The sequence below is a fragment of the Nocardioides sp. InS609-2 genome (genome assembly GCF_023208195.1).
In the GTDB taxonomy this organism is placed as follows: domain Bacteria; phylum Actinomycetota; class Actinomycetes; order Propionibacteriales; family Nocardioidaceae; genus Nocardioides.
Genome location: NZ_CP060034.1, coordinates 2,723,718 through 2,741,289 on the forward strand (window position 1 = coordinate 2,723,718; position 17,572 = coordinate 2,741,289).

Genomic DNA, 17,572 nt, shown 5'->3' on the forward strand with positions numbered 1-17,572 from the left:
TGAATGTGCCTCGAGGGCTGCCGAACAAGAAGCGCCGATATCCCGTTCGAGCTCCGTGGCTCGAACGGGATTCAAGCGCCGGCCCTTACGCGGCGGCTGCTCCGGCCGCCCGGCCCTCCGGAGCCGGGTAGTCCTTGAGCTCGATGTTGTTCGCCGCCTTGACCGTCAGCTTCGCGAAGATCCCGGACATCAGGCGGGAGCAGAGCATCCGGTACGTGCGGTTGCGGCTGCGGATCTTCTTCTCGGTGGCCGGTGCGAGGAATCCGCCCGCGCCGTTCGCGGTCTTCTGGCAGCCCTTTGCGTACTTCCGGATCCCGGCCTCGTAACCGGCGAAGGCGGTGCGGTGGTCGCCGTGCGTCACCAGCTCCCCGGCCAGCACATAGGCGCAGACGATGGCGAGCCCGGTGCCCATGCCGCCCATGGTGGCGCCGTACCCGGCGTCGCCGAGCAGCACCACCCGCCCCTTGGAGTACCGCTCCAGGTGGATCTGGGCGATCGCGTCGAAGTACAGGTCGTCGGTGTTCCCGAGGTCGGCGAGCGCCCGGGGGACCTCCCAGCCGAGCCCGGCGTACTTCTCGGTCAGGATCCGCTTCTGCTGCTCCGTGTCACGCCGGTCGTAGGTCAGCTGCTCCGACTCGAAGACCATAGAGACACCGGCGCGGTCCGGGTCGCCGTCGTAGTTGGAGACGCTCATGGCCCGGCCAGGGGCGTTGAACCAGGAGGCGGAGCGGTCCAGGCCCAGGTGGTTGGGTGCGGAGAAGCCGGCGACGTAGTAGCCGAGGTGGCGCAGGAACTGCGACTCGTCCCCGAAGGCGAGGCGGCGCACGTTCGAATGCAGCCCGTCCGCACCCACCACCAGGTCGAAGGTGCGCGGAGCCGACCGCTCGAAGCTGACCAGGACCTCGTCCTCGGTCTCGTCGAGCGCGGTGATCGAGTCGCCGAAGACGTACTCGACGCTGTCCTTCGTCCGCTCGTGAAGGATCTTGGAGAGGTCGCCGCGGAAGATCTCCACATCGCCGCTCATGAACGCCGGGGGCAGGGTCATCTGCTCCGCGCCGTTCGCGTCGAGCAGCGTCTGACCGCCCATGTGGGTCTGGCGCTGGTGGATCTCGTCCCAGATGCCCATCCGCTGCAGCACCGTGCGGTGCGCGTCGCCGCGGAAGTCCACCGCGAAGCCGCCTTCGCGGAGCGCCGGGGCCTTCTCGACGACGGTCACCTTGTAGCCGTACTCGCTCAGCCAGTAGGCCAGCGCCGGGCCCGCGATGCTCGCACCGGAGATCAGGACGGTCCGGTTCTGCAGCGGCTTGCGGAGGTTCTCGTTCATGGTGTGCTCCTCGTCCAGTTGTTGTTCCTGCTTCTGGAAAGAGCTTCTCCAATCCCGCTTACCGATCAGGTACCGTCCCCTGACCGTCCCTGACCGAGCGCCGTCAGTGCCTCCTCATGGGTCAGCGCCAGACCCCTGCTGTAAGCCTCCGCGTACGCCGCCTCACCGATCAGCTCCCTTGACGCGGCCGCGATACGGGCCGCGTCGGGATCCCTGGCCACCGCCATCCCGCGCAGCGTCACCCCCGCCCCCAGCAGCAGCGCGGATCGCTCGCCCGCCCCCTCCAGCGCGGCCAGGCCCGCCAGGCCCTCCGCCGCGTCGGCGAGATCGGCGGGCGTACGCCGGTCGAGAGCCAGGGCGAGCGCCCGCTCGTGCCAGGAGCGGGCCTCGTCCGGCTGCCCCTCGGCCTCAGCGGTCCGGCCCAGACCGGTAAAGACCAGTTGCATCTCCGCGACACTCGACCAGTTGTCCGCCACGGATGCCAGTGCCTGTTCGTACCAGTGCCGCGCGTCGGCGGGCCGGCCCGAGAGCCGCGCCAGATCGCCCAGGCCGCGCTGCGCGGCGGCCAGTTTGTCCGGGAGACCGATGCGCCGGGCCAGCTCGGCCGCCCGCTCGTAGTGCGCCCGCGCCTGGTCCAGATCCCCGCCGTGCAGCAGGGTGTCGGCGCGGCGGCGCAGCAGGTCGGCGGTCTCCTCGGGGGAGTCCAGCTGCCCGACCAGCGTCAGCGCCTCGTCCAGCCGGGCCAGGGCCAGCTCCCGGTCTCCGCGCCAGTCGGCGAACATGGCGAGCGGATCGAGCGAATTCGCCATCCCCCAGCGGTCCCCGGTCTCCCGGAAGCCCGCCAGCGCGGTGCCGAACTGCGCCTCCGCCTCGTCGGGTCTGCCCGCGAACCACGGCTGGAAGCCGCTGCCCATCAGACTCACCGCCCGGGACCAGGTGTCCGTACCGATCTGTTTGCGCTGCGTACGGTCGTCCGCCGCCCGCCCCGGGCCACCGGTCACCGCCCACAGCACGGTCAGGATCGGCCGCCGCAGCGGACGGTCGATGCCCTGCAGGATCGCCTCGACCCGGTCGAGCCTGGCGTCCGTCTCAGGAGAACTGCCACCCTCCGTATGGGCGTTGAGTACGCACAGGACGTACTCCTCGTCCAACTCCTTCGGCGGTTCGTCCCCGACCGCCGCCAACAGCGTCGCGGCCAGCGGCGCGGTCTCACCGTGCAGCCCGCGCAGCCACCAGTACCAGGTCAGGTCCGCCATCAGCCGCAGCGCGACCGTCGTGTCGGTCGCCACCGACCAGCGCAGCGCCGCCTGGAAGTTGTCCTGCTCGGCGGCGAGCCCGGCCAGCCACCGCACCTGTTCGGTACGGCGCAGATACGGCTCCGCGGTCCCGGCCAGCGTCAGGAAATGCTCGGCGTGGGCCCGCCGGAAACGCTCCTCGTCCCCGGACTCCGCGAGCCGCTCGGCGCAGAACGCCCGTACCGTCTCGAACATCCGCAAGCGCCCGTCCCTGGCCTCCACCAGCGACTTCCCCACCAGCGAGTCCAGCAGCTCCTCGGTGTCGGGCAGCGCGCACACCGCCTCGGCCGAGGCCAGCGTCGCACCGCCCGCGAAGACGGTCAGCCGCCCCGCCAGGGCCTTCTCGTCGTCGTCGAGCAGCTCCCAGCTCCACTCCACCACCGCGCGCAGCGTCTGATGGCGGGGCGCCGCCGTGCGGTCACCGCGCGACAGCAGCCGGAAGCGGTCGTCGAGGCGTGCCGCGATGTCCTCCACCGACAGCGTCCGCAGTCGCGCCGCAGCCAGCTCGAGTGCCAGCGGCAACCCGTCCAGCGCGGCGCAGATCCGCTCCACGACGGCGGCGTGCGACTCCCCGGTGCCCGGCTCTCCGCTTCCCGGGAACCGGTCGTCCGCCGCCTCCGCCGCCGCGAAACCCGGGGACACCGCCGCCGCCCGGTCCCGGAACAGCCGCACCGCCGACTCGCGTTCCAGCGGCCACAGCGGCCACAGCGGGCACAGCGCCTCACCGGTGAGCCCCAGCGCCTCGCGCCCCGTCGCGAGGACCCGCACCCCCGGGCACTCTCCGAGGAGGCGCCGCGCGAGCCGGGCGGTGTCCTCGACGACGTGCTCACAGTTGTCCAGGACCAGCAGGAGGCGTCGCTCGGCGAGCGCGGTGACGAGGCGTTCCTCCGGGTCGGGGCCACCGCCCGACGAGGGCCGCAGGCCCAGCGCCCCCAGCACCGCGGCCGGGATCTGCGCCCCCTCCGCGAGCGGCGCCAGCTCCACGAAGCACACATCGGTGGTCTCCCGGCCCGCCGCCTCGACGGCCAGCCGGGTCTTGCCCACTCCGCCGGGGCCGATGAGCGTGACCAGACGGGCCGTCGAAAGTAGCGTCCCGATCCGGCTCAGCTCCGTGTCCCGCCCCACGAAGCTGGTGAACTGGGCGGGCACCGCGCGCGCGGTGGCCTCGGCCGGCGGGCGCTCGGCCCGCAGCAACGCCAGATGCACCCCGGCCAGTTCGGCGGAGGGATCGGCCCCCAGCTCCTCGGCGAGGGTCGCCCGTGTCCGCTCGTACACACTCAGCGCCTCGGCCTGCCGCCCGCTGCCGTGCAGCGCCCGCATCAGCTGCCCGCACAGCCGCTCCCGCAGCGGGTGGGCCGTCACCAGCTGCTGCAACTCCGGGACCAGCGCACCCGACTCGCCCAGCGCGAGCTCCGCGTCGAAGCGGTCTTCGGACGCCGCGAGCCGCAGCTCATCCAGGCGCGCCGCCTGGGTCTGGGCCGGGCCGCGCCACAGCCCCAGAGCCTCCCGCAGCAGCGCCGCTGCCCGCCCGTTGTCCCCCAGGGACAGCGCTTGGCGGCCCTGTCGCGCCAGGCGCTCGAAGCGGTGCGCGTCCACGTCGTCGGGGTCCACGTCGAGGCGGTAGCCGGTGGGCAGCGACTCGATCGTCACGCCCAGGCGCCGCCGCAGCCGGGAGATCTGGGACTGGAGCGCGTTGGCCGTGCCGGCCGGCGGCTCCGCGCCGTACACCTCGTCGATCAGGCGGTCGGTGGTCACCACCCGGCCGGGGTCCGCCAGCAGGAGCGCGAGCACCGAACGCGGGCGCGGGCCGCCGAGATCGAGCGGCTCGCCGGCTGCGTTCCGTACTTCCATCGGGCCCAGCATCGTGTACTGCACGGTGAGATTGTGTCCCCTGCCTGGTAGTTGGCTCGGGGCGGCCTGCGCCGGGATGTGTCAGGCGCCAGGACCTGCCGGCGGCCATCAGACCGGCCGCCCAGGCGTCGAGCAGCCGGTGCCCCTCGTCGGCACGGGCGAGCGTCGGATCTCCCAGTACGCCACTGGGGGTCACCGCGCGCAGACCCGCCTCTCTGAGCGCGGGAAGGATCTGCTGCACCGCGCACACCACCCAGTCGTAACGCTCCTGCACCATCTCGGGTGGTGTGGGTGAGGACCTGAAGGAGCAGTTCGCCCGCCGCCTCCTCGACGTACGACGCCACCCGGTGCAGGCCACGGTGGTGTGCCTGGGCGCCGTGGCGGTGGTCGTCGTACCGACCGCGTTCGTGGCGGTGCCATGGTTGCGTGGACTCGGCTGAGCATGTCGTCGGCGGGGCCTACGGTGAGCGGGTGAGCGACCCCGAGCTGATCTCCCTCGACTCGTCGACGGGCCGGATGGTGGTCGCCGCCGCCACCCTCGGCTCCGGTCTCACCCTGCTTGACGGCACCGTCGTCAACGTCGCGCTGAAGACCATCGGCGAGGACCTCGACGCGTCGCTGGCCGACCTGCAGTGGATCACCAACGGCTACCTGCTCTCGATGGCGTCGCTGATCCTGCTGGGGGGCGCGCTCGGTGACCGGTTCGGCCGGCGCCGGATCTTCGTCATCGGCACCGTGTGGTTCGCGCTCGCGTCACTGCTCTGCGGCATCGCGCCGACACCACTGGTGCTGATCCTGGCGCGCGTCCTGCAGGGCATCGGCGCGGCGCTGCTCACCCCCGGCAGCCTCTCGATCATCCAGTCGGTCTTCCGGCCCGCCGACCGCGGCAAGGCCATCGGCGCCTGGTCCGGGCTCGGCGGCATCGCTGCTGCGATCGGGCCGTTCATCGGCGGCGCGCTCGTGCAGTACGTCTCCTGGCGCTGGATCTTCCTCATCAACCTGCCGCTCGCCGTCATCACCGTGCTCATCGCGCAGCGCTCCGTGTCGGAGACCCGCGACGCCCGCGCGACCGGCCGCTTCGACATCCCCGGTGCCGCGCTGGCCTGCATCGCACTGGGTGGCGTGACCTGGGCGCTGATCGAGTGGGGCAAGCCCTCCGCGCCGTACGCAGCGGCAGGCGGTCTGCTCTGCGGCGCGGCGTTCATCGTCGTCGAGGCCCGCGGTCGTGAGCCGATGATGCCGCTCGGCCTGTTCTCCAACCGCACGTTCAGCGCGGCCAACGCCATGACGTTCCTCGTCTACGCGGCCCTCGGCGCGGTGCTGTTCTTCCTAGTCATCCAGCTCCAGACCGTGGCCGGCTACGGCGCCCTGCAAGCCGGCATCGCCACCTTGCCGATCACCGTGTGCATGCTCTTCCTCGCCTCCCGCGCGGGCGCTCTCGGCACCCGCATCGGCCCCCGCATCCCGATGACCGTCGGACCGATCGTGATGGCCGCCGGCACCCTGCTGCTGCTCGCGGTCGACGCCGACACCAGCTACTGGCGCGACGTCTTCCCCGGTCTGACCGTCTTCGGCCTCGGCCTCTCGCTGATGGTCGCGCCGCTCACCGGCACGGTGCTGGCCGCTGCCCCTGACGAGAACGCCGGCATCGCCAGCGGCGTCAACAACGCGGTCGCCCGTGCCGGCTCCCTGCTCGCCGTCGCCGCGCTGCCGGTGGCGGTCGGGCTCTCCGGCGAGGAGTACGCCGTCGCGTCGGCCTTCGACGCGGCGTACGTCCGGGCCGCGGTCATCTGCGCCGTGCTGCTGGCCCTCGGTGGGGTCGTGTCCTGGCTGACCATCCGCAACCCTCGGCCCGATCTCGCCGACGCACCCGTGATGTAGCGGCTAGGTGCAGGGGTCGAAGTCCGGCGTCCGCACGCCGCGGGCGCTGTCGCGCCCGTGCCCGAACGCGTCGTTGAAGTGTTTGCCGTAGCGGTCGTGGATCCACTTCCCCTTGAGCCGCAGCATGATCTCGTCGTTGTAGTAGAGGCCGCCGCACGTGGCGTTGCTGGTGCCGGTCACCACGACGTACTGCGGCTTGCCGCCCACCAGCGCGTGGATGATCACGCCCTTGTCGTGGGTGCTGACCTGCCGGACGAGTGCCTTGGGCAGGCGGTGGCCGTCCACCTTCTGCTCGAGCCACTTCTCGACCGCCGGCCGGTCGACGACCACCCGCACCCGGCAGCCGCTCTCGCTCAGCTGCACCAGCCGGCTGCGGATGTCGGCGCGCTGGATCACCGCGAGGTGTACGTCGACCTGGTCGAGCTGCGGCGTGCAGCGCACCTGCCGCAACGTGTCGGCCAGGATGTCGCCGCGTCGGGGGTAGAGCATCGCCGGCGGGTTGGCGAGCGTCGTCTTGATGGTGCCGACGCGCTGCGTCTTGAGCGCGTCGTACCAGGCGTCGGCGAACTTGTAGTACTTCGGGCTGACGATCCGCAGCAGCGAGTTGTACTGCTGGTACTGCAGCCCGGCCAGGTTGCTCGAGCTCGTCACCACCGACCGTTCGCCGCCGACGTCGGCGACGATCAGCTTGAGGTGGTTGATGTCCTGGGCGTACGGCGCGGGGCCGGCGCCGGTCCAGGGCAGGCAGGCGCCGTCGCACACGACCGTGTTGCCGGGGGCCGGGTCGCCGGCCTCGATGCGCTGGACCAGGCTCGCGCCGACCGCGTTGGCGATGACGTCGTGGTCGACGACCAGCTCGACGTGCACGCCGCGGGCCTGTGCCTCGACGAGGTTGTCGGCGGCGCCGGGGATGTCCCAGCGGAACATCGCGATCCGCAGCGAGTCGCCGGCCTGTGACTTCTTGAAGAGCCGGCGCATCCGGTTGATGACCACCGGGTGGGTGCCGCCGTGGGTGCCCGGCGAGGAGAAGCAGACCTCGATGTTGCGCTTGGCCTTGCAGCCGGGTCCGCCGGCCCTGGTGGCCGGGACGGCCCTGCGCGCTGCAGCCGGCGCGCTCGAGGCGTACGTCGCGGCTGACGCGGCCGGCTCGTCGTCACCCGTGGCCTGGCACGCCACACTTGCCACCACGCTGAGCACCAGGGCGGCCACGAGCCGCGACGTCGTCATGCGTCCTAGGGTGCCACGGCGGTTGCCGGGAATCGGGTCGTTCAGTCGTCCGCTTCGCCGAGCCGCGCGCGCAGCTTCTTGACGCGCTTGCGCAGGGTCTCCTCGCGACCGGTCGCCGCGGCCACCATCTCCTGCAGTCGCGCCGGGTGCTCCTCGAGCTCAGGAAGAAGGTCGTTGCCCGTCTTCGGGCTCGACTCCGGCACGCAGCTGACCGGCGGCGCAGAGCACGCAGGCGGGCTCGTCGGGCTCGATGGGCACCGTGCGGGCGGACGCGGGACGGTCGTCCGTGCGGGCATCCGAGAGCCGGGACAGCACGTGTGGACCGGGCAGCGCTCCGGCCGCAACTCGCAGCACCAGCGAGTCGGCCGGCAGGATGCCCAGCGCTTCCAGAGCCTGCACCTCGCCGAGCCCGGCCCAGGCCGCGGCGTACAGGTGTCGATCGCCTTCGGGCAGCAGGATCGTGGTGGACACCGGTGCCTCCCTTGTCGTCGACCGCGGCAATGTCAGCCATCGGGGTCTGGTCCCATGGCGGCGCACATACCCTGTCTCCGGGAGGTCGAGGGCATGCAGGCATGGGGGTCGGCGCGCGGGCGCGCGCTCGCGACAGGCGTGCTGCTGCTGTCGCTCGCCCTGGCCGCGTGCGGCGAGGAGACTCCGAGGGCCAAACCCCCGGCGGACGCGACCGGCTCGTCGTCGTCGTCGCCCTCGTCACCGTCGTCCGGGCAGCCGACGGTGGCGGACCCCGCTCACTCCGTGCCGCCGCCCGGCAAGATCGAGGGTTGCTGTCAGGGCGCCGACATCCTCGTCTACAGCCAGGAGCCGCTGTCCGACGACATGACGTCCCAGATCCGCAAGATCGACGGCATCGACGCGACCGAGCCGCTGTCACTCGCGCAGGTGGCCATCGAGAACCGGGTCATCACCATCGGTGCGGTCGACCCGGCGTCGTACCGCCGCTTCGCCCGCAGCGACATCGCCCAGCTCCAGGAGGTCTGGGACCGGGTCGCGGGCGGCGAGCTGGCGATCGACACGCCGCTGGGCAAGAAGCTGCAGGACGACGCCGGCTTCCTCAAACTCGGCAACGACCAGGATGCCGCGCGGGTGCACATCGGCGCCTACGCCCTACAAGTGCCGCAAGTCGACGCGGTCGTCAACGAGAAGTGGGCCGAGACACTCGGCATGCGGAGGGGCAACGCGCTGCTCGTCTCGACCGACCTCACCTCCCCGCAGGTCGTACAGGACAAGATCCAGAAGATCGTCGGCAAGGACCTGTCGGTGCAGATCCTGGGTCCCGACCTCGACCTGTCCGCCACGCAGACCGCGTTCCTGACCGGCGGCTCGGTCGCCGAGGCCGTCGGCACGTTCTCCTACCGCGTCATCGGTGGCGGCCGGATCACGCCGGAGTCCTCGTGGGTCAGCGAGAACATCCGCAGCGAGCCGGTGCCGATCCTGGGCACCGTCACCTGCCACAAGGTGATGATCCCGCAGCTGCGCGCCGCGCTGCTCGAGGTGCAGAGCCGGGGGCTGGCCGACAAGATCCACCCCGGGGAGTACGCCGGTTGCTTCTACCCGCGCTTCATCGCCAACACCACCCAGCTCTCGCTGCACTCGTTCGGCATCGCGCTGGACATGAACGTGCCCGGCAACCAGCGCGGCACCGTCGGCGAGATGGACCGCGACGTGGTGGCGATCTTCAAGAAGTGGGGCTTCGCCTGGGGTGGGGACTGGGGCTACACCGACCCGATGCACTTCGAGATGAACCGGCTCGTCGACGTCCGCTGACGCGGCGCGACCGTCTCACCGCTCCCACTTGACGGGCACTTCCTGAACTTGTCGGGCCGTGCACTGGCCGACAAGTTCAGGAATCCCCGGTCGACCGGGGATTCCGAACAAAACAGCAGTGCAACGATGACCCCATGACCGCCGGACTCCTCCTCGCCGCCGGCTCCGGCCGCCGGATGGGCGCCCCGAAGGCCCTCGTCCACGACACCGACGGCACCAGCTGGCTGCAGCGCGCGGTGCGGGTCCTGACCGACGGCGGCTGCGCCTCCGTGTATGTGGTCCTCGGCGCGGCCGCCGACCAGGCCAGGCTGCTCCTCGACGGGCTGGATGTCCAGGTGGTGGTCGCCGACGACTGGGACGACGGGATGAGCGCCTCCCTGCGCGCCGGACTCACCGCGATCAAGGGCACCGCGATCACGGGCGAGGAGGCCGCGCTGGTCACCCTCGTCGACCTGCCCGATGTCTCGGCGGCCGTCGTCGCGCGCGTCCTCGATGCCGGGTCGGGGCCGGCCGTCTTGGCGCGGGCGTCGTACGACGGAAGGCCGGGGCACCCGGTCCTGATCGGCCGTGACCACTGGTCCCGGATCATCGGCATCGCGTCGGGCGACGCGGGAGCTCGCGACTACCTCGCCACCCGCGACGTCACGCTCGTCGCGTGCGGCGACCTCGCCACCGGCCAGGACGTGGACCGGCCAACGTCCGGCCAACGTCCCCGCACGTAGATTCAGGGTATGGAGTCCGCGTCCGACGTCGCCTCCCGCCTCGTCACGGCCGGATACCTGGCCGACCCGGAGCTGGCCACCGTCGTCTTCCTCGCCACCCGCATGCAGCGGCCGCTGCTGCTCGAGGGTGAGCCCGGCACCGGCAAGACCGCCCTGGCCGAGGCCCTCGCCGAGTCGCTGGACCTGCCGCTGATCCGGCTCCAGTGCTACGAGGGCATCGACGCCACCCAGGCTCTCTACGACTGGGACTTCCCTCGCCAGATCCTCCACCTGCGCGCCCTCGAGGCGGTCGCAGGAGGCAACGCCGAGGGCTCGGTCGAGGAGGCCGAGAAGAGCCTGTACGACGCCCGCTTCCTGCTCGCGCGTCCCGTGCTGCAGGCGCTCCAACAAAGCCCGGCGGTGCTGCTCGTCGACGAGGTCGACCGGGCCGACGACGAGTTCGAGGCGTTCCTGCTCGAGGTGCTGTCGACCTGGCAGGTGACCGTCCCCGAGCTCGGCACCGTGGCCGCGGCCGAGCCGCCGATCGTCGTACTCACCTCCAACCGCACCCGCGAGCTGCACGACGCGCTCAAACGGCGCTGCCTCTACCACTGGATCGACCACCCGGGGCTCGAGCGTGAGGTCCAGATCGTCCGTTCCCGGGCGCCGGAGGTGTCCGAGACACTGGCCCGCCAGGTGGTCAACGTGGTGCAGCAGCTGCGCGACCGTGACGACCTGCTCAAGCCGCCCGGCGTCGCGGAGACCATCGACTGGGCGCGCGCGCTCACCTACCTCGGCACCGCCGAGCTCGACCTGGCCTCGGCCGCGTCGTCGCTCGGCGCACTGGTGAAGTACCGCGAGGACGCCGACCGGGTCCGCCAGGCACTCGACCGGATGCTGACGACATGACCACGCAGATCCGGCAGCCCGACGAGATCCTGCTCGGGTTCACGCGCGCGCTGCGCGCCGCGGGAGTCCCCGTCACGCCGGACCGCTCGCACGGATTCCTCGAGGCCACGGCCCTGCTCGGGCTCGACGACCAGAGCGCGACGTACTGGGCGGGCCGCGCCACCCTCTGCGCCGGCCCCGACGACCTGGCCCGCTACGACCAGGTCTTCCATGCCTGGTTCAACGCCCGCGACGGGCTGCCCCGGACCCGCCCGGCCTCACCCCCCAGCCAGACTGTGACCGCGTTCCCCGAGAGCGAGTCGACCGGTGAGGGTGCCGAGATGGAGGACGAGGCCATCCACGCCGCCGCTACCTCCACCGAGGTGCTCCGGCACCGCGACGTCGCCTCCCTCGACATGGCCGAGAAGGCGCGGCTGGCCGCGCTCTTCAGCGTCCTGAACCCGCGTGCCCCCCTCCGTCGTACGGCGCGACACCAGCGCTGGCACCGCGGCACCCTCGACGCGTCGCGCACCATGCGGCTGAGCATGCGCCGTTTCGGGGAGCCGGCCGAGATCGTCTGGCGCAGGCGGCGTCAGCGGCCGCGCCGCGTCGTACTCCTCGTCGACGTCTCCGGCTCCATGAGCGGGTACGCCGATGCGTTGCTGCGGTTGGCTCACCGGTTCGTGGTCACAGGCGACCGGGTCGAGGTGTTCACCGTCGGCACCCGGCTCACCCACCTCACCCGCGCGATGCACCACCACGACCCCGAGCGCGCCATCGTGGCCGCGGGCGACACTGTGCCCGACTGGTCGGGCGGCACCCGGCTGGGCGAGACGGTCAAGGTCTTCCTCGACCGCTGGGGGGCGCGCGGCATGGCCCGAGGCGCGGTGGTCGTGATCTTCAGCGACGGTTGGGAGCGCGGCGACGCGGCCCTGCTCGCTGAGCAGATGCAGCGGCTGCACCGGATCGCGCACCGCGTGGTGTGGGTCAACCCGCACCGCGGCAAGGAGGGCTACGCGCCGGTCCAGCAGGGCATCGCCGCCGCTCTCCCGCACATCGACGACTTCGTCGCCGGCCACTCGCTGGCGACGTTCGCAGAGCTCTGCAAGGTGGTGGCGCGTGCGTGAGGTGATGCCCGAGCTGCTGGCCTGGTGGGAGGCCGGCGAGACGATCGGCGTCGGCACGGTGGTGGCGACGTTCCAGTCAGCTCCCCGCCCGCCCGGCGCGTCGATGCTGGTCGGCCCCGACGGCGAGGCGGTCGGCTCGGTGTCCGGCGGCTGCGTCGAGGGCGCGGTCTACGAGCTCGGACAGAACGTCGTCGAGTCGGGTGCGCCCGTGCTCGAGAGGTACGGCGTCTCCGACGACGACGCCTTCGCGGTCGGCCTGACCTGTGGCGGCATCCTGGACGTCTTCGTCGAGAAGGTGAACCGCGAGACCTTCCCCGACCTCGGCGAGATCGCTGCCGACATCGAGGCCGGCCGGCCCGTCGCACTGGCCACCGTCATCGAGCACCCCGACCCGGCCTGGCTGGGCCGCCGGATGATCGTGCGGTCCGACGCGGACGGGCAGCGGTCCGGGTCCATCGGCAGCCCGCGCGCCGACGACGCCGTCGCCGACGACGCCCTCGGCCTGCTGGCGTCGGGCCACAACGGCACGTTGACCTACGGCCCCGACGGGGAACGTCGCGGCGAGGGCATGCGGGTCTTCGTCTGGGCCTTCGCGCCGCCGCCCCGGATGCTCGTCTTCGGCGCCATCGACTTCGCGGCAGCCGTCGCGCGGATGGGCGCCTTCCTCGGCTACCACGTCACGGTCTGCGACGCCCGCCCCGTCTTCGCCACCGACACGCGCTTCCCCGGCGCCGACGAGGTAGTCGTGCAGTGGCCGCACCGCTACCTCACGGCCGAGGCCGAGGCCGGGCGCATCGACCAGCGCACCGTGATGTGCGTGCTGACCCACGACCCCAAGTTCGACGTACCCCTGCTGGAGGTCGCCCTCCGCCTGCCCGATGTCGCGTACGTCGGGGCGATGGGCTCGCGCCGTACCCACGACGACCGGCTGGCACGCCTCCGCGAGGCCGGCCTCACCGAGGAGGAGATCGGCCGGCTGAGCAGCCCGATCGGGCTCGACCTCGGCGCCCGTACGCCCGAGGAGACGGCCGTCTCGATCGCCGCCGAGATCGTGGCCCGGCAGTGGGGCGGCACCGGCAACCGGCTGGCCGGGGCCAGCGGCCGCATCCACCAGCACCCGAACGTCGTCCGCTGACGCCCGAGGCACGAGGAGTCGCCGTCGACAACCCCACGATCGCGCTCCTCGCGCTACCGTGACGACAGTCACACCCGATCGTCTGGGGGACCATGAGCGCTCACCGCGACCTGCGCGACAGACGGCTCGAAGCCGTCCAGGCTTGGACCGCCTTCGTCGAGCACGGAGACGGCGCGGCCGAGCGCGTTCGTCCAGAGATCTTCGACAGCTGGCAGCTCTCCACCAACACGGTCGCGCCCGACCTGACCGAGGCGCCGCTGGCTGACGAGTCCGACACTGCGGCCTACTGGCGTCACTCTCCGCTGCAGACGGCGGTCGCTCGGATCGAGTCGGAGCTGCGGCGCACGGCCGAGGACGGCGACCTCGTCATCGCCATCACCGACGCCGAGACACGGATCCTCTGGACGTACGGCGGCCGCGTGATGCGCCGCAAGGCCGAGACGGTCAACTTCGTGCCCGGTGGCCGCTGGGACGAGGCGAGCGTCGGCACCAACGCGCTCGCCATCGCGAGCCGCACCGGCGACCCGTCGATGGTGTTCAGCGCCGAGCACTACGCGTCGATCGTGCACAACTGGGTGTGCTGGGCGGCACCCGTGCACGACCCCCTCAGCGGTGAGCAGCTCGGCGTGATCGACCTGTCGACAACGTGGGACCGCGCCCACCCGATCGGCCTGGCCACCGCCCGCTTGATGGCCCGGCTGATCGAGACCGCGATGCCCACCTCGCGGCGCAGCACCGGGCTGGCCGCGATCGCTCCGCCCGATCCCGGCCTGACCCTGTCGTTGCTCGGCACGGCCGAGGCCTGGCTCGACGGCCAGCGGCTCCTGCTCAACCGCCGGCAGACCGAGATCTTGGCGCTGCTCGCCATGCACCCCAACGGGCTCTCACTCGAACACCTCCACTCCCTCGTCTACGGCGACGCGGCCGTCACCACGTCGACGCTCAAGGCCGAGGTCTCCCACCTCCGTTCGGCACTGGGCGGTCAGCTGTCGTCCCGCCCCTATCGCCTCACCCTGCCCGTCGCCACCGACATCGACGAGGTGCAGCACCTGCTCCGCCGCGGCGACGTGCGTTCGGCCGTCGCGGCGTACGGCGGCGACCTGCTGCCCGGCACGAACGCACCAGCGCTCGTCGAGATGGGCGACTACCTGGCGGTGAGCATGCGCGAGGCGCTGCTGGCCGACCCCGATCCCGAGGCCGTGCTGCGCTACAGCGAGCTGGCGCCGTACGACACCCAGGTCGTCGAGGTCTGCCTCGCGGCACTCGGCACCCGCGACCACCCGGCCAGGGCGCTGCTCCGGGGCCGGCTGGCCGTCGCCGACCGCTGACCTACGAGACCTCGAACTCCCCGAGACGGTCCCACTGGTCGCCCTCCATCACCACGTTGCGGATCAGCGGCGTCTCGGTGACGTACTGCGGCAGCTCGGCCTGCGCCTTCTTGAAGTGGTCCGACGCCACGTGCGCCTCGGCGGCGTCGTCCTTGAAGGCCTCGATCAGCACGTACTCGTCGGGGTCGTCGACACTGCGCGACCACTGGAAGAACAGGTTGCCCTCCTCGGCGCGCGTGGCCTCGGTGAACTCTCGACTCAGCTCGGGCCAGTCGTCGGCGTACTCGGGCTTCAGCCTCCACTTGACGCAGATGAAGATCACGGGGAGTTCCTCTCGGGAGTGGGCCGGCGATCGCTCCATGCTTCCATCTGGCGCCCCGTGGCGACAGATGACCGCTAGCGTTGTCCCGTGACCGACGACCTCGAGCGCGCGCGATCTGCTGATCGCGACCAGGCGGTCGCGATCGTGGAGGCGGCGCACGCCTCCGGCCGCATCGTCGAGCACGACCGGGCCTTCCGGGTCGAGCAGATCCGGGCCGCCGGGCTGCGGGGCGAGGTTCAGGCCGTGGTCCGCGACTGCCGCAGGTTCCCGCCCACCAGATGCCGATGCCGATGCCGATGCCGATGCCGATGCAGGCGCCCGGTCCGACGACTACGCCGTCCAGGCCGCCCACCCCCCGGCGGTCAGGAGTGACGCGCCCGGCGCTCGTCACGGCGGGCCTCGGCGCCCTCATCGTGCTCGGCGGCCTGAGCACGATCACCACCGCGCTCACCCGGCTGGTCCCCGGCCAGGACACCACGGCTGACACCACGGCGAACACCACGCCCCCGCAGCCCGTGCCGGGCCCGGGACGCGACCTGCTGACCAAGCGCGGGTACGCCGAGCTTGTCGCCGCCGTGGAGGAGAAGACCGGTCGCCGAGAGGCGTTCCGGCTGGTGATGTACCCGGACCGGCCACGATCGCCGTACCCGTGGACGAGAGGTCCCGGCGCCAGCTGTCGTACCTGTGGGACGGCGACTGGAGCGACTTCGGCGGCAAGGGCACCAGCACCTCCGACCGCTTCTCGCTCGACGACGTCGACGGCACCCTCCTGCGCCGGATAGTGACCAAGGTCAGGAGGCAGCTCGAGGACGCGACGACCTGGTACGTCGTGGTCATCTCATCGATGTCGGCAGGTGACAAGGGGACCATCTCGGCCATCGCCTCGAACGACTTCAACGAGACGGCCACGGTGCGCGTCGAGCTCGGCGCGAGGTTCGCGAAGCCGTGACGCTCGAGTTCGAGGGCGAGATGTGGTCGTGGCACGGGCCGGCGCCGTACCACTTCGTCAGCGTCCCGGATGAGGAGTGCGAGGAGCTGCAGGAAGCGGCGGCGTTCGTGACGTACGGCTGGGGGATGATCCCGGTCACCGTGCGCATCGGCGAGACCGAGTGGACGACCTCGCTGTGGCCCAAGGACGGCGGCTACATCGTGCCGATCAAGGACAAGATCCGGAAGGCTGAGGAGATCGAGCTCGGCGAGCTGGTGTCGATCCACCTCTTCGTCGACGCCTAGTCGGTGGTCGAGTGCCCGCGAGGAACGAGCGGGTGTATCGAGACCCGGGTGAAGCGAGACTCACCCCACGGTCGCCCCATCGTCGTCGTCCACCTCGATGGCCAGGTGCCAACGAGCACGGTCGCGAGCACCGCACCGACCAGCGTGCCGGCGCTGTTGAGCAGCACGTCGTCTCTGCGGACTGCCGTTCATCCCTCCGCCTCGATGTCTATCGACCTCGTGCACTTTCCGGCACCGGGTGCCGCAGATCCCACGATGTCTCGCCACGGACTCGCGAGACGGCCGCTACACCGCCTCCATCGCCTCCGGCGAGAGCGTGTCGCGCAGTCTCGACAACCCGTCGCGGATCCGGCTCTTGGCCGTGCCGAGCGGGATCTGCATTAGGCGGGACACCTCGATGTAGGTGTAGCCGCCGTAGTACGCGAGCTCGATGGCCTCGCGCTGCGTGGGCGTCAGGGCGGTGAGTGCCGTGCGCACGCTCTGGGCCTCGAGGAGCGCATGCGCTGCCGTCGAGGTCTCGTCGTACGGCGCCTCGGACGTGCTCTCGGCATGGGCGGCGTCGCGGCGGCGCCGGGCATCACTCGCGCGCACCCGGTCGACGGCCCGCCGGTGGGTCAGGGTCATCACCCAGGTCAGCGCGGTTCCGCGTGACGGGTCGAAGCGGCCGGAGGTCTGCCAGAGCTCGAGCAGCACCTCCTGGGTGACCTCCTGCGACTGGTGCTCGTCCCCCAGGACCCGGAGCGACAAGCCGTGGACGCGCGGGGCAACGGCTTCGTACAGGGCGGCGAAGGCCTCGGTGTCACCGGCGCTCGAGGACATGAGGAGGCCCTCGATGTCGACGGCTGCGCTGGCAGACAACGTGGTTCCTTCGCGATCAGCAGGGGGAAAGCCACCGGACGGTCCGTGCCTCGGCACGAGCGTCTTGTGTACAAGGTAACGCAGACCGTGACAGAGTGGGGGACATGGCTGACATCGATGCCCCGCCGCTCTCCGAGCAGCTGTGCTTCGACCTGTACGCCGCGTCGCGGGCCGTCACCAGCGCCTACCGCCCGGTGCTTCGTGACCTGGGGCTGACCTATCCGCAGTACCTCGTGCTGATCGTGCTCTGGGAGCGCGACACGTGCACAGTGCGCGAGCTCGCCGACGCTCTGCGCCTCGATCACGGCACGCTGACCCCCTTGCTAGGCCGCATGGAGGTCAACGGCTTCATCGCGCGCCGCCGCGACCACGCCGACGAGCGCTTCGTCGAGATCTCCCTGACGACCAAGGGCGATGCGATGCGCACTCACGCAACGAAGATCCAGTGCGACATGAAGGACGCCATGGCCCTCGACGCCCTGGAGTTCTCAAAGCTCCAGGCCACGTTGCAGACCCTGACGGCGAACGTCTCCAAGTAGCGCCGCCTGCTCAGCAGGCGCTGACCACCCGGACGGGGCTCAGTTCCGAACCCATCCGAGGGACCTGGATCGGAGGGGTAG

The 17,572-nt window shown here is 71.4% G+C and carries 18 protein-coding genes; 11 read left to right on the forward strand and 7 right to left on the reverse strand.

Annotation, left to right across the window (positions count from 1 at the left end; all coding sequences use genetic code 11):
• Positions 1-85: 85 nt before the first annotated feature.
• Together H4Q84_RS14105 and H4Q84_RS14110 are read right to left on the reverse strand one after the other, a co-directional pair.
• Positions 86-1,324 (reverse strand): FAD-dependent monooxygenase, encoded by a 1,239-nt coding sequence (locus H4Q84_RS14105; RefSeq protein WP_248579726.1) that lies wholly within the window; start codon positions 1,322-1,324, stop codon positions 86-88.
• A gap of 65 nt (positions 1,325-1,389) precedes the next feature.
• Positions 1,390-4,494: a BTAD domain-containing putative transcriptional regulator gene (locus H4Q84_RS14110; protein WP_248579727.1), complete on the reverse strand. Its 3,105-nt coding sequence runs from the start codon at positions 4,492-4,494 to the stop codon at positions 1,390-1,392.
• Positions 4,495-4,757: 263 nt separating this feature from the next.
• Here H4Q84_RS14110 and H4Q84_RS14115 point away from each other — a divergent pair, with 263 nt between their 5' ends.
• Together H4Q84_RS14115 and H4Q84_RS14120 are read left to right on the forward strand one after the other, a co-directional pair.
• Entirely contained in the window at positions 4,758-4,910 is a 153-nt protein-coding gene (locus tag H4Q84_RS14115) for a hypothetical protein (protein WP_248579728.1), read from the forward strand.
• Positions 4,911-4,941: 31 nt separating this feature from the next.
• Entirely contained in the window at positions 4,942-6,351 is a 1,410-nt protein-coding gene (locus tag H4Q84_RS14120; RefSeq protein ID WP_248579729.1) for an MFS transporter, read from the forward strand.
• Positions 6,352-6,354: 3 nt separating this feature from the next.
• Here the strand turns inward: H4Q84_RS14120 and H4Q84_RS14125 are convergent, their stop codons facing one another.
• The 3 genes from H4Q84_RS14125 to H4Q84_RS14135 are packed head-to-tail and all read right to left on the reverse strand — an operon-like array spanning position 6,355 to position 8,049.
• Positions 6,355-7,578, reverse strand: coding sequence for a phospholipase D-like domain-containing protein (locus H4Q84_RS14125; protein WP_248579730.1), 1,224 nt, complete (start codon positions 7,576-7,578; stop codon positions 6,355-6,357).
• Positions 7,579-7,619: 41 nt separating this feature from the next.
• Positions 7,620-7,781, reverse strand: coding sequence for a hypothetical protein (locus H4Q84_RS14130; protein ID WP_248579731.1), 162 nt, complete (start codon positions 7,779-7,781; stop codon positions 7,620-7,622).
• Entirely contained in the window at positions 7,738-8,049 is a 312-nt protein-coding gene (locus tag H4Q84_RS14135; RefSeq protein ID WP_248579732.1) for a hypothetical protein, read from the reverse strand. The genes H4Q84_RS14130 and H4Q84_RS14135 overlap by 44 nt, the downstream gene beginning before the upstream one ends.
• A 93-nt stretch (positions 8,050-8,142) precedes the next feature.
• Between H4Q84_RS14135 and H4Q84_RS14140 the strand changes: the two genes are divergently transcribed.
• The 6 genes from H4Q84_RS14140 to H4Q84_RS14165 all read left to right on the forward strand — a co-directional run bounded on the left by H4Q84_RS14140 (position 8,143) and on the right by H4Q84_RS14165 (position 14,539).
• Positions 8,143-9,360, forward strand: coding sequence for a M15 family metallopeptidase (locus H4Q84_RS14140; protein ID WP_248579733.1), 1,218 nt, complete (start codon positions 8,143-8,145; stop codon positions 9,358-9,360).
• Positions 9,361-9,494: 134 nt separating this feature from the next.
• Positions 9,495-10,082, forward strand: coding sequence for a nucleotidyltransferase family protein (locus H4Q84_RS14145; protein WP_248579734.1), 588 nt, complete (start codon positions 9,495-9,497; stop codon positions 10,080-10,082).
• A gap of 9 nt (positions 10,083-10,091) precedes the next feature.
• Positions 10,092-10,970: a MoxR family ATPase gene (locus H4Q84_RS14150; RefSeq protein WP_248579735.1), complete on the forward strand. Its 879-nt coding sequence runs from the start codon at positions 10,092-10,094 to the stop codon at positions 10,968-10,970.
• A complete protein-coding gene (locus H4Q84_RS14155) occupies positions 10,967-12,076 on the forward strand; it encodes a VWA domain-containing protein (protein ID WP_248579736.1) in 1,110 nt (369 codons plus the stop codon). Before H4Q84_RS14150 ends, H4Q84_RS14155 begins: the two co-directional genes overlap by 4 nt.
• The gene (locus H4Q84_RS14160; protein ID WP_248579737.1) at positions 12,069-13,211 is read left to right on the forward strand and encodes an XdhC/CoxI family protein; all 1,143 of its coding nucleotides are present in this window, start codon (positions 12,069-12,071) and stop codon (positions 13,209-13,211) included. Before H4Q84_RS14155 ends, H4Q84_RS14160 begins: the two co-directional genes overlap by 8 nt.
• A 92-nt stretch (positions 13,212-13,303) precedes the next feature.
• The gene (locus tag H4Q84_RS14165; protein WP_248579738.1) at positions 13,304-14,539 is read left to right on the forward strand and encodes a helix-turn-helix domain-containing protein; all 1,236 of its coding nucleotides are present in this window, start codon (positions 13,304-13,306) and stop codon (positions 14,537-14,539) included.
• Between the two features lies 1 nt (position 14,540).
• Here the strand turns inward: H4Q84_RS14165 and H4Q84_RS14170 are convergent, their stop codons facing one another.
• On the reverse strand, positions 14,541-14,861 hold the full coding sequence (locus H4Q84_RS14170) for a putative quinol monooxygenase (RefSeq protein WP_248579739.1): 321 nt from the start codon (positions 14,859-14,861) through the stop codon (positions 14,541-14,543).
• Between the two features lie 649 nt (positions 14,862-15,510).
• Here H4Q84_RS14170 and H4Q84_RS14175 point away from each other — a divergent pair.
• Both H4Q84_RS14175 and H4Q84_RS14180 read left to right on the forward strand, forming a co-directional pair.
• Positions 15,511-15,810: a hypothetical protein gene (locus H4Q84_RS14175; RefSeq protein ID WP_248579740.1), complete on the forward strand. Its 300-nt coding sequence runs from the start codon at positions 15,511-15,513 to the stop codon at positions 15,808-15,810.
• Positions 15,807-16,094, forward strand: coding sequence for a DUF1905 domain-containing protein (locus H4Q84_RS14180; RefSeq protein WP_248579741.1), 288 nt, complete (start codon positions 15,807-15,809; stop codon positions 16,092-16,094). The genes H4Q84_RS14175 and H4Q84_RS14180 overlap by 4 nt, the downstream gene beginning before the upstream one ends.
• A 285-nt stretch (positions 16,095-16,379) precedes the next feature.
• On the opposite strand, the gene sigK is transcribed toward H4Q84_RS14180, so the two are convergent.
• The gene (gene sigK / locus H4Q84_RS14185) at positions 16,380-16,952 is read right to left on the reverse strand and encodes an ECF RNA polymerase sigma factor SigK (RefSeq protein ID WP_248579742.1); all 573 of its coding nucleotides are present in this window, start codon (positions 16,950-16,952) and stop codon (positions 16,380-16,382) included.
• A gap of 104 nt (positions 16,953-17,056) precedes the next feature.
• Here sigK and H4Q84_RS23205 point away from each other — a divergent pair, with 104 nt between their 5' ends.
• Positions 17,057-17,491, forward strand: a complete 435-nt coding sequence (locus H4Q84_RS23205; RefSeq protein ID WP_282580243.1) for a MarR family transcriptional regulator — start codon at positions 17,057-17,059, stop codon at positions 17,489-17,491.
• The last annotated feature ends 81 nt before the right edge of the window (positions 17,492-17,572 follow it).

Coding starts and splice junctions, on each gene's coding strand:
- H4Q84_RS14150 (WP_248579735.1), top strand. CDS start 10,092: ATGGAGTCCGCGTCCGACGTCGCCTCCCGCCTCGTCACGGCCGGATAC.
- H4Q84_RS14125 (WP_248579730.1), bottom strand. CDS start 7,578: ATGACGACGTCGCGGCTCGTGGCCGCCCTGGTGCTCAGCGTGGTGGCA.
- H4Q84_RS14165 (WP_248579738.1), top strand. CDS start 13,304: ATGAGCGCTCACCGCGACCTGCGCGACAGACGGCTCGAAGCCGTCCAG.
- H4Q84_RS14145 (WP_248579734.1), top strand. CDS start 9,495: ATGACCGCCGGACTCCTCCTCGCCGCCGGCTCCGGCCGCCGGATGGGC.
- H4Q84_RS14140 (WP_248579733.1), top strand. CDS start 8,143: ATGCAGGCATGGGGGTCGGCGCGCGGGCGCGCGCTCGCGACAGGCGTG.
- H4Q84_RS23205 (WP_282580243.1), top strand. CDS start 17,057: ATGGCTGACATCGATGCCCCGCCGCTCTCCGAGCAGCTGTGCTTCGAC.
- H4Q84_RS14155 (WP_248579736.1), top strand. CDS start 10,967: ATGACCACGCAGATCCGGCAGCCCGACGAGATCCTGCTCGGGTTCACG.
- H4Q84_RS14105 (WP_248579726.1), bottom strand. CDS start 1,324: ATGAACGAGAACCTCCGCAAGCCGCTGCAGAACCGGACCGTCCTGATC.